Origin of the sequence: Streptomyces sp. NPDC000134 (genome assembly GCF_042899225.1) — a bacterium.
In the GTDB taxonomy this organism is placed as follows: Bacteria; Actinomycetota; Actinomycetes; order Streptomycetales; family Streptomycetaceae; genus Streptomyces.
The window spans coordinates 91058-104916 of record NZ_JBIAZN010000012.1 but is presented as its reverse complement, the minus strand read 5'-3'; the positions used below and the strand labels follow the sequence as shown (position 1 = coordinate 104916).

Genomic DNA, 13859 nt, shown 5'->3' with positions numbered 1-13859 from the left:
CTCAGCCGATGAGCGCCTGGTTGATCTGGCGGGTGGTCTGCGCGGCGACCCGGGGGTCCTCGGCGGCGTACGCGGTGTAGGCGTTCAGGCCGGTGGCCAGGGCCCAGCCGCGGCCCCGCAGCCAGGTGGCGTCGTCCACGCCGAGCGTCTCGCGGAAGACGGCCCGGCTGCCGGGCGACATCAGGGTGAAGGCGATCATCAGGTCGCGGGCCGGGTCGCCGACGCCGAGTTCGCCGAAGTCGATGACGGCGCCCAGGCGGCCTCCGGCGGTCAGCAGGTTGCCGGTGTGGAAGTCGCCGTGGAACCAGACCGGGGGACGGTCCCAGCCGGGCGCCGCCAGCGCCGCGTCCCACAGCGCGGTCGCCGCCGCCGCGTCGAACACGCCGGCGGTCCCGGCGATGGCGGCCCGGGTCGCGCGGTCCCGGTCGGACAGCGGGCGGCCGGTGAGGTCCGGGTGCGGGGCCGCGGGCGGGCACCCCTGGAGGGCGGTCAGGAACCGCGCCAGTTCCCCGGCGGCCGCGGCGGAGCCGGCGAGTGCCTCGACGGTGGCCACCTCGCCGTCCAGCCAGCGGGACACCGCCCAGGGCCACGGATAGCCGAGGCCGGGCTCGCCCACCGCCACCGGCTCCGGGACGGCCAGCGGCAGGTGCGGGGCGAGCCGGGGCAGCCACCGCAGTTCCTTCGCGGCCTGGCCGACGGCCCCCGGGTGGCGGGGCAGCCGCACGGACAGTTCCTCGCCCAGCCTGTGGATCACATGGTCGGAGCCGGCCGGGTCGACCGGCGTCAGCGGCAGCCCCGCCCACCGCGGGAACTGGGTGTCGACCAGGTGCCTGACCAGCGCGGTGTCGATGCGGGGGCGGAGGTCGGCGGTGCTCGCGGTGCCCAAGACGGCTCCTGTCCTCGGTCCGCTCGGCACGGCGGACGGCCGGAACCATCCCAGACCGCCGCCCCACCGCGGCGCAAGGGCCCGGCCGTGCCGGGCGGCGGGCCGGAGCGCGGGCCGGGCCCCCGCGGCGGCGTAGGGTCGGATGCGCAGAGTGAGCAAAGTGCCCGCAGTCCCCGGAGTGTCCGGAGTGAAGGAGGCCCCGACGTGGTGAGCGACGAGCGGTCCGTGCCGGTGATCATCGACTGTGACACCGGGGTCGACGACGCCCTCGCCCTGCTGCTCGCGGTCCGGCACCCGGCCCTCGACCTGCGCGCGGTCACCTGCGTCGCCGGGAACACCGACGTGGACGGCGTGGTCCGCAACACCCTGACCGTGCTGGAGCTGGCCGGCGCCCCCGGCGTGCCCGTCGCTCGGGGTGCCGAGCGGCCGCTGATCGAGGCGGTGCGCACCGCGCGGCACGTGCACGGGCGGGACGGCATGGGGGACCTGGGGCTGCCCGCCCCGGCCCGTACCCCCGTCGACGTGGACGCCGTCACCCTGCTGCGGCGCGAGATCCTCGCCGCGCCGCGCCCGGTGACCCTGATCCCCACCGCGCCCGCGACCAACATCGCGCTGCTGCTGCGCACCCACCCCGAGGTGACCCGCAACATCGAGCGGATCGTGTTCATGGGCGGCGCGGTGGCCACCGGGAACGCCACGCCGGTCGCCGAGTTCAACGTCTGGCACGACCCCGAGGCGACGGCGATCATGCTCACCGCGGGGGTGCCGATCACCATGTACGGCCTGGACGTGTTCCAGCGGGTGATCGTCCCCGGCGGGGAGGTACGGAAGCTGCGCGCGAGCGGCGATCCGGCCACCCGGCTCGCCGGTGAGCTGCTCGCCCACCGCGGCCCGGCCACCGGCGAGGCGGACCCGGGCGGCGGGCTCGGGGACGCGGGCGCGGTCTGCGCGGTGATCGACCCGGCGGGGCTCACGACCCGGCGACTGCCGGTGGAGGTGTCCCTGGCGCCGGGACCGGCCCGGGGCCAGACCCTCGTCGACCGCCGCGCCCGGCCCGGCGAGTCCGAGATCCACGAGGGCGCCCGCGAACAGCCCCTCGTCGACGTCGCGTTGGACGTCGACGTGGAGCGGTACGTGGAGCTGTACCTGTCGGCGGTCGGGCACTGAGCCCGCCGCCGGGGCCCGGACGGACGACCGCCGGGCCCCGGCCGGCGGAGCGTCAGGCGCGGGTCGCCCGGCGGCGGCGCGTGGCCACCACGATGCCGGCGCCGCCCAGCAGCAGCACCGCCGCGCCGATGGCGATCGGGCCGGTGCTGCTGTCGGCGCCGGTCTCGGCCAGGTTGCCGCCGTCACCGTCGGCGGAGGGCGCGGCGGCCGGCGCGGAGGTGGAGGCGGAGGCGGACGGCGACGGCTCCTGGGTCGCCGGGGAGCTGTCCGACGGGGTCGCCGACGGGGACTCGTCCTCGGTCGGGGCCTGGCTGGTCGGCGCGGTGGAGGTGCCCTCGGACGGGGTGGCCGCCGGCGGCGTCGACCCGCCCGGCTCCTCGGCCGGCGGCGTGGTGGTGGACGTGCAGTCCTTCGTGCCGCCGTTCCAGGCCGCGATCAGCTTGTCGTTGATGACCGCCCCGTCCGGGCCCTCGGGCAGCGGACCGTGCTCGACACCGTCACCGGTGTTCGGCTGGCCGTCGTAGCGCACGGCACCGCGGTACAGGTCGATCTGCGCGAAGCAGCCCTCGTCCGGCACGGCTATGTCGAGGCTGTCGATCTGGTCGCCCTTGACGGTCACGGTGTCGAAGTCGACGAAGACCTGCTTGCCGGAGGTGGCGAAGGTGGAGCCGTGCGCGAGGTAGGAGGCGAGCGAGGCGGTGCAGGACGCGGCGTCGGCGGCGGCGCGGACCTTGATGTGCACCTTGCCGTCCTCGGACGGCTTGAGGTTCTGGTCGTCCACCTTGACCGAGTCGGTGAAGGTGGTGCCGTCCAGGGAGAACTGGCACCGGTCGGTCTCGGTGGCGGTGCCCGCGCCGGTGCCCGGCCGGTAGGAGTCGCCGCCGCCCCAGCCCTCGCCGCCCGGCGAGCCGTGGGCGAAGGCACCGGTGGCGGAGGCGACGGAGGCGGCGCAGAGAACGAGGCTCGCGGCGCCCGTCCCCAGCAGGCGGCGCATCGTGACACGTCGTGCAGTCGACATGCGGGTCCCATCTTGGCGTGTGAGACACCCGGGCGGCGGCACGGCAGCCGACGGCGAGAAGCCACGTCGGGCGTGCGCGGGCCGACCCGGGGGATGAGTGGTCGAAGAATCACTGGGCCCTTCGGTCACTCGGGCCACAGTCGCCCCCCATGGTCGCCATACCGCAAGTCCCTGTCAACCTGCGGAAACACCAGGGAAGTTCTCCGCCCTTCACGCCGCCTCCACAGAACGGCGGGGTGTGTCGCGTCCGCCGGCGGTTTCACTTTCCCGGCGTTGTGGACAGACCTACTCGTGTCGCCCGCACGTACCGCGAAGGAGCCCGCGTGACCGCACGCACCGCCGCAGGCACCCCCGACCTGTCCTCCCAGGACCCCGACTGGTGGCGGCAGGCCGTCATCTACCAGGTCTATCCGCGCAGTTTCGCCGACGCCGACGGCGACGGGCTCGGTGACCTCAAGGGGGTCACCCAGCGCCTCGCCCACCTGGCCGCGCTCGGGGTGGACGCCCTGTGGCTCAGCCCGTTCTACCCCTCCGAACTCGCCGACGGCGGCTACGACGTCGACGACCACCGGGACATCGACCCCAGGCTCGGCACCCTGGACGACTTCGACGCGATGGCCGCCGAGGCCCACCGGCTCGGCCTCAAGGTCGTCGTCGACCTGGTGCCCAACCACACCTCGCACCGGCACGCCTGGTTCCGCGAGGCCCTGGCCGCCGGGCCCGGCTCGGCCGCCCGGGACCGGTACGTGTTCCGGGACGGCCGGGGCCCCGCGGGCGAACTGCCGCCCACCGACTGGCAGTCCGTCTTCGGCGGCAGCGCCTGGCGGCGGGTCCCCGACGGGCAGTGGTACCTGCACCTGTTCACCCCCGAGCAGCCCGACCTCAACTGGGAGAACGAGCAGGTCCGCGCCTACTTCCGCGGCACGCTGAGATTCTGGTCCGACCGGGGCGTCGACGGCTTCCGCGTCGACGTGGCGCACGCGCTCGCCAAGGACCTCGGCGAGCCGCTGCGCGACCTCGGCGCCCCCGAGCTGAGCAGCGAGGCGGCGCTCGCCGGGTTCGAGCCCGGCACCCACCCCTTCTACGACCGCGACGAGGTCCACGAGATCTACCGCGACTGGCGCAAGATCCTGGACGCCTACACCCCGCCGCGCACGGCGGTCGCCGAGGCATGGGTGCCGGGCGCCCGGCGGGCGCTGTACGCGCGGCCGGACGAGCTGGGGCAGGCGTTCAACTTCGAGTACCTGCAAGCGGGGTGGGACGCCGGGGAACTGCGCGAGGTGATCGCGGGTTCGCTGGCCGACGCGGCGGCGGCCGGCGCCTCGGCGACCTGGGTGCTCTCCAACCACGACGTGGTGCGGCACGCCTCCCGGCTGATGCTGGGGCCGGGCACCGACCCAGACGCCTGGCTGCTGTCCGGCGGCGCCGCCCCGGCCGTCGACGAGGCGGCCGGGCTGCGCCGGGCGCGGGCCGCGACGCTGCTGATGCTGGCGCTGCCCGGATCGGCGTACGTCTACCAGGGCGAGGAATTGGGCCTGCCGGAGGTCGCCGACCTGCCCACCGAGGTGCTCCAGGACCCGATCTGGGAGCAGACCGGGCATGTCCGCAAGGGCCGCGACGGCTGCCGGGTGCCGCTGCCCTGGACGGCGGACGGACCGTCGTACGGCTTCGGGCCGGGCGGGGCCTGGCTGCCGCAGCCGCCGTCCTTCGCGGCGTACGCCGTCCAGGCCCAGGACGGGGTCGCGGGCTCCACGCTGGAGCTGTACCGCACGGCCCTGCGGCTGCGCCGCAGGCTGCTCGACGGCGAGACGCTCACCTGGGCGGACGACGTGCCGCCCGGGGTGCTGCGGTTCGACCGCTCGGAGAACTGGCGGTGCGTCACCAACCTGTCGGACACCGCCGTGCGCCTCCCGGCCGGGGAGGTGCTGCTGACCAGCGCTCCCCTGGAGGACGGCAAGCTCGGCCCGGACACCACGGCCTGGCTGGCGCGGTAGGGCCGCGCCGGGGCACGGCCCGCGCCACCGCGTGGCGCGGGCGGTGTCTCACAGTCCGCGCGGCAGCCCGCCGCCCCCGAAGGAGCCGCTGGACCCCGGCAGCCAGCGCCGCCGGTGCTGGTCCTCGCCGCGCCGGGTACTCGCGGGATGGAGCTGGTACGGCATCAGCCGCGCGCCCCCGTCCCCGGCCAGGGGCACCTCGTCGGGCTCCCGCATCTCGCGTTCCTCTCGCACCGGCCAGTCGGCGGGCAGCTTCGGCTGCTCGTCGGCGCGGGGCCGGGGCGATTCCTGGTCCATGACCCGCATACCGACGCGTACGGCCCAGATCAGCGCGCCGGCGATCACCAGCCCGCCGATGAAGGCCACGGTCACGTCCAGCGCGTGCTGGGATGCGGCCAGCAGGATGAATGCTTCGGTACTCATGTCTCCGAGTATCACCCCAGAACGGGAGAAAAGCGGCAAAAAGTTCGCCATGCTCCGGGGATCGGACGGGCCCGGTCCTCGTGATTGAGCCGCCCGCGCCGCTGGTACCCGGTGGGCAGTCCGTCGGAAGGAGAGCCGGCCATGGACACGCCGCTGACGGCCGACGCCCGCGCGTACGGCCTGACCGGGGACGGGGAGACCGACGACCGGCCCGCGCTGCAGAAGCTGGTGGACGCCCTCGGCGACGCCCGTGCCGCCGACGGGCGGCCCCGGACCGTGCGGGTGCCCGCCGGGCGGTACGTGATCCGGGACCGGCCGGTGCTGTGGCGCAGCGGCGTCTCCCTGATCGGCGAGGGCCGCGGCGCCACCTGCTTCGCGCTGCGCAACCCCGGGGCGCCGACGACACCGGTGCCGCTGGCCTGGTTCACCGCCGCCCAGCACGGCGCCGGCCCGGAGCACCACCTCGCCGACCTCACCTTCGCGCACTTCGAGATCGACGGCTCGGGCGTGTCCACCGAGGGGTACGACGTGCTGGCCAAGGGGCTCGGCCTCCAGTACGTGCGCCGGGCCCGGTTCGGCGACCTGTACATCCACGACACCGCCGCCACCGGCTTCGGCTGCGACTTCCTCCAGGACACCGTCGTCGAGGGCGTGCTCGCCGAGCGCTGCGGACGGCAGGACCCCGGCGGGATGATGGGCGGCGCGGGCATCGGCATCGGCGTCGGCGGCTGGGGGCCGGTGGAGCGGCTGTCGGTCACCGCGTGCACCGCGACCGGCAACGGCACCAACGGCATCTTCCTCGAACTCCAGCAGGAGCACTGGACCCCGCCCCGGGGCGTCCGCGTCACCGCCTGCCACGCCGAGGACAACCGCTACGGCATCTCCGACTGGGGCTGCGACGGCCTGCTGGTCACCGGCTGTGTGATGACCGGCAACCGGGTCGCCGGGTTCGACGTGTCCGCGCAGGGCACCACGCGCGTCGGCGGCCGGGGCGGCATCGTCACCGCGTGCGTCGTCGACCGCAACGTCCGCGACGGGGTCGCGGTCGGCAACACCCCCGGCCCCTACGCCTTCCACGGCAACCGGATCAGCGGCAACGGCCGGCACGGCTACTGGCAGCACAACCTGTCCGGCGGCGATCAGGAGGCCGCCGCCGACATCGTCCTGGACGCCAACGACATCCGGGACAACGCCCTGGACGGCGTCCGGATCGACGCGCCCCTGCGGGAACCGGCGTTCCAGGGCAACCGCGTCCGCGGCAACGGACGCCGGTCGGCCCCGGCCGCGCACGGCGGCGGCCCGGGGGTGCGGTACGGGCCGCTGTCCCTGACCGACGAGGGCGCCGACTGGGCGCCGGACGGCCACCGCGGCAAGCGGCTCACGGCGGGCGGGGGCACCGCCATGGTCACCGGCAATACGGCCACCGTGCTGACCCTCGCCCCGGCCCGCCCCGGCGCCGCCTCCGCCTGGCCTGGGGGCACGCCCCCGGACGGCACCGGCTACCGCCTCCCGGAGGCCCCCGGCCCCCGCGCCGGCCTCACCGCCGCCGCCCCGGTCGCCCACCCCTGCGTGCGGGGCAACCGGGTCCGCGACGACGGGCACCCGCGCACCCAGACCCACGCCCTGTGGATCACCGACGAGGGGACCTGGACCGGCGGCCGGGTCTCCGGCAACGACTTCTCCGGCAACGCCTCGGCGGCCACCCGCTTCGACTCCGCCCCGGCGGGCGGACGCTGGCGCGACAACGACGGGTGACCGGGCGCCGGCGGCAGGTGCGGCCCCGGTCAGTTCTCGGGCGGTCGCCGCTCCCCGGCCGGGCCGTCGGGCCGGACGACCTCGCCCCGGACCACCCGGGGCGGCCGCTCGCCGGCCGTCCCGCCGGCGTCCTGGTCGCCCAGGGCCCGCTTCTCGGCCTTGAGGATGCGCGCGGCCTTGCCCGCCGAGCGGGTCAGCTCGGGCAGCTTCTTCACGCCCACGACGACGGCGATGATGATGAGGATGATCGCGAGTTCGCTCAGTCCGAACACGGGGCCCCCTGGTCGGTCGGGTCGGTCAGAGATCGAACTCGTGCGGCGGCAGGTCGAGGGCGTAGCACGCCTCGCGCACCACGGCCTGCTCGTCCTTGTCGAAGTCGCCGTCGGCGCCGCCGATGACGATGCCGATCTGCACGACCGCCCGCGCCTCCGCGGGCTTCTTCTTCGCCTTGGCGATCTCCTGCACAACGCTGACCTTGCCGAACGCGAAGTCCGCCGTCAACTTGTCGAGGTTCTGCTCGAAGCGGCGGCGCAGGTCGTCGGCGGGGAAGTTGCGCAGCACGTCGTTGGCGGCGATGAGCTGGGCCACCCGCTGCCGCTCGGCCGGGTCGACGTGGCCGTCGGCGGCGGCGACCAGCGCGCACATCGCCATGCTCGCGTCGCGGAAGGCGCCGCTCTTGAGGTCGTTCTTCTTCGCCACGAGCTGGGTCTGCATCTGCGACGCGGACTCCTTGAAGCGGTCCCACAGGGCCATGCGCACTCCGAACGGTCGTCGAAACAAGATCAGTCTCGATCTTCTACAGATATGTAGAAGTTATCAGGGAACACTTCGGTGCGCCGTACCGTTCTCTACAGGCGAGTAGAAGCCTACGATGGCTTTGCCCGTCCTTTACCATGGGACGGACCCCTGTGGGAACGACCCACCCATGGGACACGACCCCGTAGAACCCGTAGAACCCGTAGAAGGAGCCCCGTTCCGTAATGGAGCCCCCCAGTACCGGCCGTGCCATGTCCCGCGGTGACCGCACCGCGGCCCTCGTGCGAGCGGGGGTGGCACGGTGACCGAGGTCCTGCTGCTCCTGCTGGCCCTCCTCCTCACCCTCGCCTGCGCCCTGTTCGTCGCCGCCGAGTTCTCGCTGACCACCGTCGAGCGCGGTGACCTGGAGCGCGCCGCCGAATCCGGCGAGCGCGGCGCCGAGGGCGCGCTGAAGGCCGTACGCAAGCTGACCGTCCAGTTGTCCGGCGCCCAGTTGGGCATCACCGTCACCTCCCTGGTCATCGGCATGCTCGCCGAGCCGTCGCTGGCCGCGCTGCTGCGCGGTCCGCTGCGGGCGGCGGGCCTCGGCGGCGCCGCCCCCACCGTCGCGACCGTGCTCGGCGTGGCCCTGTCCACCGTCGTGCTGATGGTCGTCGGCGAGCTGGTCCCCAAGAACTGGGCGATCTCCCGGCCGCTGGCCGTCGCCAAGGTGGTCGCCGGACCGCAGCGCGGCTTCACCGCCGCCTTCGGCCCGTTCATCACCCACCTGAACAACACCGCCAACCACGTGGTGCGCCGCTTCGGCCTGGAGCCCGCCGAGGAACTCGCCTCCGCCCGCAGCCCGGAGGAACTCGTCGCGCTCGCCCGGCACTCCGCCGCCGAGGGCGCCCTGGAGGCCGACTCCGCCGAGCTGTTCGTACGCACCCTGCACCTGAGCGAGCTGACCGCGCAGAACGTGATGACGCCCCGCGTGGACGTCAAGGCCCTGGAGGCCCACGCCACCGCCGCCGACGCCGCCAACCTCTCCCACGCCACCGGCCTGTCCCGCTTCCCGGTCTACCGGGACAGCCTCGACGAGGTCGTCGGCACCGTCCACATCCGCGACGTGCTGGCCCTGCCGCCCGAGCGGCGCGCCCACACCCCGGTCACCGAGCTGGCCACCGCGCCGCTGCTGGTGCCCGACAGCCTGCCCGCCGACCGCCTGCTGGAGCGGCTGCGCGCCGCCCGCACCATGGCCGTCGTCATCGACGAGTACGGCGGCACCGCGGGCGTCGCCACCGTCGAGGACATCGTCGAGGAGGTCGTCGGCGAGGTCCGCGACGAGCACGACCCGGTCGAGACCCCCGACCTCCAGCCCGCCGGACCCGGCGCCTGGGAGGCCGACGGCTCGGTCCGCCTGGACCGGCTCGCGGACATCGGACTGACCGCGCCGGACGGCCCCTACGAGACCCTGGCCGGCCTGGTCGCCACCCGGCTCGCCCGGATTCCCGCCAAGGGCGACTCCGTCGGCCTCGGCGACTGGCGGGTGGACGTCCTCGACGTCGACCACCACCGCGCCGACAAGCTGCGCCTGACGGCCCCGGCCCCCGCGGCCGTACCCGCCCAGGACGAGCGGCCCGGCGAGCGGTCCGCCGAGCGGCGGCGCGAGCGGCAGCCGGAGGTGGCCCGATGACCGTCGTCCAGTTGCTGATCGGCGCCCTGACGCTGCTGACCAACGCGTTCTTCGTCGGCGGCGAGTTCGCCCTGATCTCCGTGCGGCGCAGCCAGATCGAGCCGCGCGCCGAGGCGGGCGACAAGCGCGCCCGGATGACGCTGTGGGGTCTGGAGCACCTCTCGGCGATGATGGCCACCGCCCAGTTGGGCATCACCGTCTCCTCGCTGGTGCTCGGCGCGGTCGCCGAACCGGCCATCGCGCATCTGCTGGAGCCCGCCTTCGAGGCGGTGCACATGCCGCACGCGCTGGTCCACCCGGTGGCGTTCGCCATCGCCCTGACCCTCGCCACGTATCTGCACATGCTGATCGGCGAGATGATCCCGAAGAACATCGCGCTGGCCGCCCCGGCCGCCACCGCGCTGGTCCTCGCGCCGCCGCTGGTCGCCCTCACCCGGGCGCTGCGGCCGGTGGTGTTCGGGATCAACGCCTTCGCCAACACGCTGCTGAAGCTGCTGCGGGTCGAGCCGAAGGACGAGGTCGAGGCCGTCTTCACCGACGACCAGCTCGCCCGGATGGTGGACGACGCCAGCGAGGCCGGTCTGCTGACCCCCGCCGACGGCGAGCGCCTGCGCGACGCGCTGGAGCTGGGCACCCGCCCGGTCGGCGAGATCCTCGTGCCGGTGCCGCGGATGCGCACGGTCGCGCACACCGTGACCCCGGCCCGCCTGGAGAAGCTGGCCGCCGAGGCCGGGTACTCCCGCTTCCCGGTCTCCGGGCCGGGCGGCGCCCTGCTGGGCTACCTCCACATCAAGGACACCCTGGGCGTGACCGACCGCGACCGCCCGTTCCCCAGGTCGGCCCTGCACCCGGTCACCCGGGTCCGCATCGACACCCCGCTGGACGACACCCTCACCGCCCTGCGCGCGACCGGCAGCCACCTGGCCGCCGTCACCGGCGAGACGGGCACCGTCCTGGGCTTCGTGACGATGGAGGACGTGCTGACCGAACTGGTCGGCCCGGCGGCGACGGTCTGACCACGGCCGCGAGGGGCCCGGCGCGGCAACCGCGCCGGGCCCCCCGTCGTCTCCGGGGGAAACCCCCGAGCCCCTGGGAGCGCGACGATGACCATGGTCGGCCTGTTCTGGATCACCGAGGACCACGTGTTCGTGGGCGCCGAACCCACGGGCGCGGCCCCCGGCGTGCGGCTGACCGAGGACGGCGTGCAGTGCCTCGGCACCGACCAGGGCGCCTCCTGGACCTGGCCGGAGATACGCGGCCTCGACGTCCGTGACGTGGCCGTCCGCTCCCCCGCCCGGCGGCTGGTGGCCATCGCCGCCGACTGGGTGGACGTCCTGCTGACCACCCACGTGGACCAGCCCCCGCTGTTCACCGTGGCCGTCACGACCGCCGACGGCACGGTCGAGGCGGACGCGCTGACCGCCGCGCCGAGCGGGGTGCACACCACGGCCGAGTACGACCTCTCCCGCACCCTCCTGGCCCGCCTGGCCACCGGCACCGGCACGGTCGGGCCGCCGCTCGCCTGGCGCCGCGCCCGCCAGGACACCGGCAACCCGTCCCGCGCCGAACGCGAGGACCTCCTGCGCGCGTGGGCCGACGGCGGCCCGGTCCCGACCCGCTGACGCCCCGGTCCCGCCACACCGACGCCCCCACCGGCGTCCCGGAACCGGGCCGGAACCGCGCCGGACCGCCCGGGGCGCTGCCGCGGGCAACCCGGTGCACGGTTGTCACTGTCATGCCATACCCTGCTCGACGGGCGGCGACCACGCGTCACAGGTGACGCATGGGGGGACGAGCGGCCCACTCATTCCACCCGGTCGACACCGGGCTCTCCTGTGGGGGTTCCATCACTGTGCGCAGGCGCAGCATCTCGATCGCGACGTCCGTCGCGGTCCTCCTCGGTTCCGCGGCCCTGACCGCGACCACGGCGGGGACGGCGAACGCCGACTCCGCGAAGATTCTCTCGGTGGCCTCGGTCGGCGACCTGGTCGTGGACGGCGTCCACCGGCGGGTGTACGTCTCCGACCCGAGCGGCGGCAAGATCGTCGTCACCGACTACGCGGGCGCCGTCAAGGCGACCCTGACCGGCCTGCCCGGCGTGACCGGCCTCGCGCTGTCCGCCGACTCCGGGCAGGTGTACGCGGCCGTCAAGGGCGCCGACCGGATCGTCTCGGTGGAGACCGCGACGTACACCCAGACCGCGAGCTACCCGCTGGACGGCGCGGACGCGCCCGCCGACCTGGAGGTCGTGGACGGCCGGATCTGGTTCGGGTACGCCGCCGGCCTCGGCTCCCTGGACGTCTCCGGCGCCGAGCCGGTCGTCCGCCTCGACCAGGACGGCACCACCCTCGGCGCGGCACCGCTGCTGGCCGCCGACCCGGCCGCGCCGGGCGTGCTGGTGGCGGGCGGCGCCGGCCGGCTCGCCGTCTTCGACGTGTCCGCCGACGGCGCCGCGCTGCGCGTCGCGGGCAGCATGGACACCGCCGTCAAGCAACTGGACCTGACGCCCGACGGCACCCAGGTCCTCACCTCCTGGGACGGCACGGGCAGCGGCTACGGCCTGCCCGCCTACTCCACCACCGACCTCACCGAGGTCGGCAGCCTCCCGATCGACGCCTACCCGAACGCGGTGCGGATCGCGCCCGACGGCACCGTCGCGGGCGGCAGCTTCTCCTGGTACGAGCCGGACGTCCACATCCACCGCCCCGGCGACCCGGTGCCGACCCGGGAGTACGACTTCCCCAACACCGGCGACAGCAGCGGCGCCGACACCCTGGTGGACGGCGCCCTGGCCTGGGCGCCGGACGCCAGCCGGGTCTTCGCCGTCTCGCAGAACAGCTACGGCACGTACACGCTGCGCGCCCTGACCGACCCGACGCGGGAGCTGCCCAAGCTGACGGTGTCGGCGCCGGCCGAGGCCGACCGCGCCAAGAAGCTCACCGTCACCGGCAAGCTGACCTCCAGGACGCGCCCCGCCGCGGGCACGGCCCTGACGGTGACCCGCACCGACGTGGAGTCCCCCAAGGGCAAGGCGCTGCCCTCGGTGAAGACCAAGGCGGACGGCACCTTCTCGTTCACCGACACCCCGCCGGCCGGCGGCAAGGTGACGTACAAGGTGTCCTACGCGGGCGACGCCACCCACGCCCCGGCGGCCGGCTCGGACGCGGTGACGGTCTCCCGGAAGTCCCCGGCGCTGACCCTGGGCAACAACGGCAAGCTGTACGCGTACGGCAAGGACGTCACGTTCACCGCGCACCTCGGCAGCACGTACAAGAACCGCACGGTGTCGCTCTACGCGGACCCGTTCGGCACCGACAAGGGCAAGAAGCTGCTGAAGACCGCCAAGGTCAACTCCAAGGGCAATGTGTCGGCGACCGTCGACATGACCCGGGACACCACGGTCACCGCGGTCTTCTCCGGCGACGCCCGCTACGCCGCGAAGACCGTGAAGTCGGTCGCGTACGCCCACGCCAAGGTCTCCACCAGCGTCTCCAAGCACTACAAGACGGGGAAGATCGGCTCCACGACGTACTACTACTTCCACAAGAACACCGACCCGGTGTTCACCACGGCCATGAACTACTACCAGGGCCGCCACCAGCGCTTCCAGCTCCAGGTGTACTACGACGGCACCTGGTACGACTCGGGCACGGAGTACTTCGCGCTGGCGTCGAACGGCAAGTCGGCGGTGCGACTGGAGGCTCCGGGCGAGTCGGGGGTCCGCGCCCGGATGCGCTCCTCCTACGTCAACGGCTCCTCGGGCGACACCGTGAACTCCACGACGCACGGCGCCTGGAAGTACCTGTCGTTCACCAAGTAGCGCCGTCCTGCCCGGCGGTCCCGGTGACGGGGCCGCCGAGCAGGTCCTGCGGCGCGGGGGCCGGCTCGGGCTCCGGGACGCTGTGGCAGGTGAAGCCGAGCCGGGTCATGGCCCGCACGACCTCACCGCTGGTGAAGTCCCGCCGGTCCTGCCGGGTGACGACCTCCCCGACCTGCTTGGCCGGGTAGCGGCGCCGGCCGATGGTCACCGACTCACCGGTGATCGGCTCGGGCGTCACACCCTTCATCGAGTCCAGCACCCCGTTCTTCGTCAGGTCGAACGGGTAACGGGCGATGACACAGCGCATGATGCCTCTCAGGGGGGAAGGGGACGGGCCCGGTCGGACAGTTCTGGTCGGTCGGGCGGGC

13 protein-coding genes are annotated in these 13859 nt (G+C 74.3%); 7 read left to right on the top strand and 6 right to left on the bottom strand.

The window, feature by feature from the left end; genetic code table 11:
* Position 1: 1 nt before the first annotated feature.
* Positions 2-886, bottom strand: a complete 885-nt coding sequence (locus ACFY32_RS19585) for an aminoglycoside phosphotransferase family protein (protein WP_359190131.1) — start codon at positions 884-886, stop codon at positions 2-4.
* A gap of 207 nt (positions 887-1093) precedes the next feature.
* On the opposite strand from ACFY32_RS19585, the gene ACFY32_RS19580 reads away from it, so the two are divergent.
* Complete coding sequence (locus ACFY32_RS19580) at positions 1094-2053, top strand: nucleoside hydrolase (RefSeq protein ID WP_359190128.1); 960 nt, start codon at positions 1094-1096, stop codon at positions 2051-2053.
* A 52-nt stretch (positions 2054-2105) separates the two neighbouring features.
* Here ACFY32_RS19580 and ACFY32_RS19575 read toward each other — a convergent pair whose 3' ends face one another.
* Positions 2106-3071, bottom strand: coding sequence for an LAETG motif-containing sortase-dependent surface protein (locus ACFY32_RS19575; protein ID WP_359190126.1), 966 nt, complete (start codon positions 3069-3071; stop codon positions 2106-2108).
* A 323-nt stretch (positions 3072-3394) separates the two neighbouring features.
* Between ACFY32_RS19575 and ACFY32_RS19570 the strand changes: the two genes are divergently transcribed.
* Positions 3395-5065: a glycoside hydrolase family 13 protein gene (locus tag ACFY32_RS19570; RefSeq protein ID WP_390674827.1), complete on the top strand. Its 1671-nt coding sequence runs from the start codon at positions 3395-3397 to the stop codon at positions 5063-5065.
* A 48-nt stretch (positions 5066-5113) separates the two neighbouring features.
* Here ACFY32_RS19570 and ACFY32_RS19565 read toward each other — a convergent pair whose 3' ends face one another.
* Positions 5114-5488 carry a DUF6479 family protein gene (locus ACFY32_RS19565; RefSeq protein ID WP_359190120.1) on the bottom strand — a complete coding sequence of 125 codons (375 nt, stop codon included), beginning with the start codon at positions 5486-5488 and terminating at the stop codon, positions 5114-5116.
* Between the two features lie 141 nt (positions 5489-5629).
* Between ACFY32_RS19565 and ACFY32_RS19560 the strand changes: the two genes are divergently transcribed.
* Positions 5630-7243 (top strand): right-handed parallel beta-helix repeat-containing protein, encoded by a 1614-nt coding sequence (locus ACFY32_RS19560; protein ID WP_390674826.1) that lies wholly within the window; start codon positions 5630-5632, stop codon positions 7241-7243.
* A 29-nt stretch (positions 7244-7272) separates the two neighbouring features.
* Here ACFY32_RS19560 and ACFY32_RS19555 read toward each other — a convergent pair whose 3' ends face one another.
* Together ACFY32_RS19555 and ACFY32_RS19550 are read right to left on the bottom strand one after the other, a co-directional pair.
* Positions 7273-7515 (bottom strand): twin-arginine translocase TatA/TatE family subunit, encoded by a 243-nt coding sequence (locus ACFY32_RS19555; protein ID WP_359190114.1) that lies wholly within the window; start codon positions 7513-7515, stop codon positions 7273-7275.
* A gap of 25 nt (positions 7516-7540) precedes the next feature.
* The gene (locus ACFY32_RS19550) at positions 7541-7996 is read right to left on the bottom strand and encodes a TerB family tellurite resistance protein (RefSeq protein WP_359190112.1); all 456 of its coding nucleotides are present in this window, start codon (positions 7994-7996) and stop codon (positions 7541-7543) included.
* Between the two features lie 304 nt (positions 7997-8300).
* Between ACFY32_RS19550 and ACFY32_RS19545 the strand changes: the two genes are divergently transcribed.
* From ACFY32_RS19545 to ACFY32_RS19530, 4 genes are all read left to right on the top strand, one after another.
* On the top strand, positions 8301-9671 hold the full coding sequence (locus tag ACFY32_RS19545) for a hemolysin family protein (RefSeq protein ID WP_359190109.1): 1371 nt from the start codon (positions 8301-8303) through the stop codon (positions 9669-9671).
* Positions 9668-10687 carry a hemolysin family protein gene (locus ACFY32_RS19540; protein WP_359190106.1) on the top strand — a complete coding sequence of 340 codons (1020 nt, stop codon included), beginning with the start codon at positions 9668-9670 and terminating at the stop codon, positions 10685-10687. Before ACFY32_RS19545 ends, ACFY32_RS19540 begins: the two co-directional genes overlap by 4 nt.
* Before the next feature lie 87 nt (positions 10688-10774).
* Entirely contained in the window at positions 10775-11293 is a 519-nt protein-coding gene (locus ACFY32_RS19535) for a hypothetical protein (RefSeq protein ID WP_390674825.1), read from the top strand.
* A gap of 230 nt (positions 11294-11523) precedes the next feature.
* Positions 11524-13491, top strand: coding sequence for an Ig-like domain repeat protein (locus ACFY32_RS19530; RefSeq protein ID WP_359190100.1), 1968 nt, complete (start codon positions 11524-11526; stop codon positions 13489-13491).
* Here ACFY32_RS19530 and ACFY32_RS19525 read toward each other — a convergent pair.
* Positions 13481-13798 carry an SCO5918 family protein gene (locus tag ACFY32_RS19525; RefSeq protein WP_359190098.1) on the bottom strand — a complete coding sequence of 106 codons (318 nt, stop codon included), beginning with the start codon at positions 13796-13798 and terminating at the stop codon, positions 13481-13483. The genes ACFY32_RS19530 and ACFY32_RS19525 overlap by 11 nt on opposite strands.
* Positions 13799-13859 lie beyond the last annotated feature (61 nt).

Coding starts and splice junctions, on each gene's coding strand:
- ACFY32_RS19575 (WP_359190126.1), bottom strand. CDS start 3,071: ATGTCGACTGCACGACGTGTCACGATGCGCCGCCTGCTGGGGACGGGC.
- ACFY32_RS19565 (WP_359190120.1), bottom strand. CDS start 5,488: ATGAGTACCGAAGCATTCATCCTGCTGGCCGCATCCCAGCACGCGCTG.
- ACFY32_RS19560 (WP_390674826.1), top strand. CDS start 5,630: ATGGACACGCCGCTGACGGCCGACGCCCGCGCGTACGGCCTGACCGGG.
- ACFY32_RS19550 (WP_359190112.1), bottom strand. CDS start 7,996: ATGGCCCTGTGGGACCGCTTCAAGGAGTCCGCGTCGCAGATGCAGACC.
- ACFY32_RS19540 (WP_359190106.1), top strand. CDS start 9,668: ATGACCGTCGTCCAGTTGCTGATCGGCGCCCTGACGCTGCTGACCAAC.
- ACFY32_RS19535 (WP_390674825.1), top strand. CDS start 10,775: ATGACCATGGTCGGCCTGTTCTGGATCACCGAGGACCACGTGTTCGTG.
- ACFY32_RS19525 (WP_359190098.1), bottom strand. CDS start 13,798: ATGCGCTGTGTCATCGCCCGTTACCCGTTCGACCTGACGAAGAACGGG.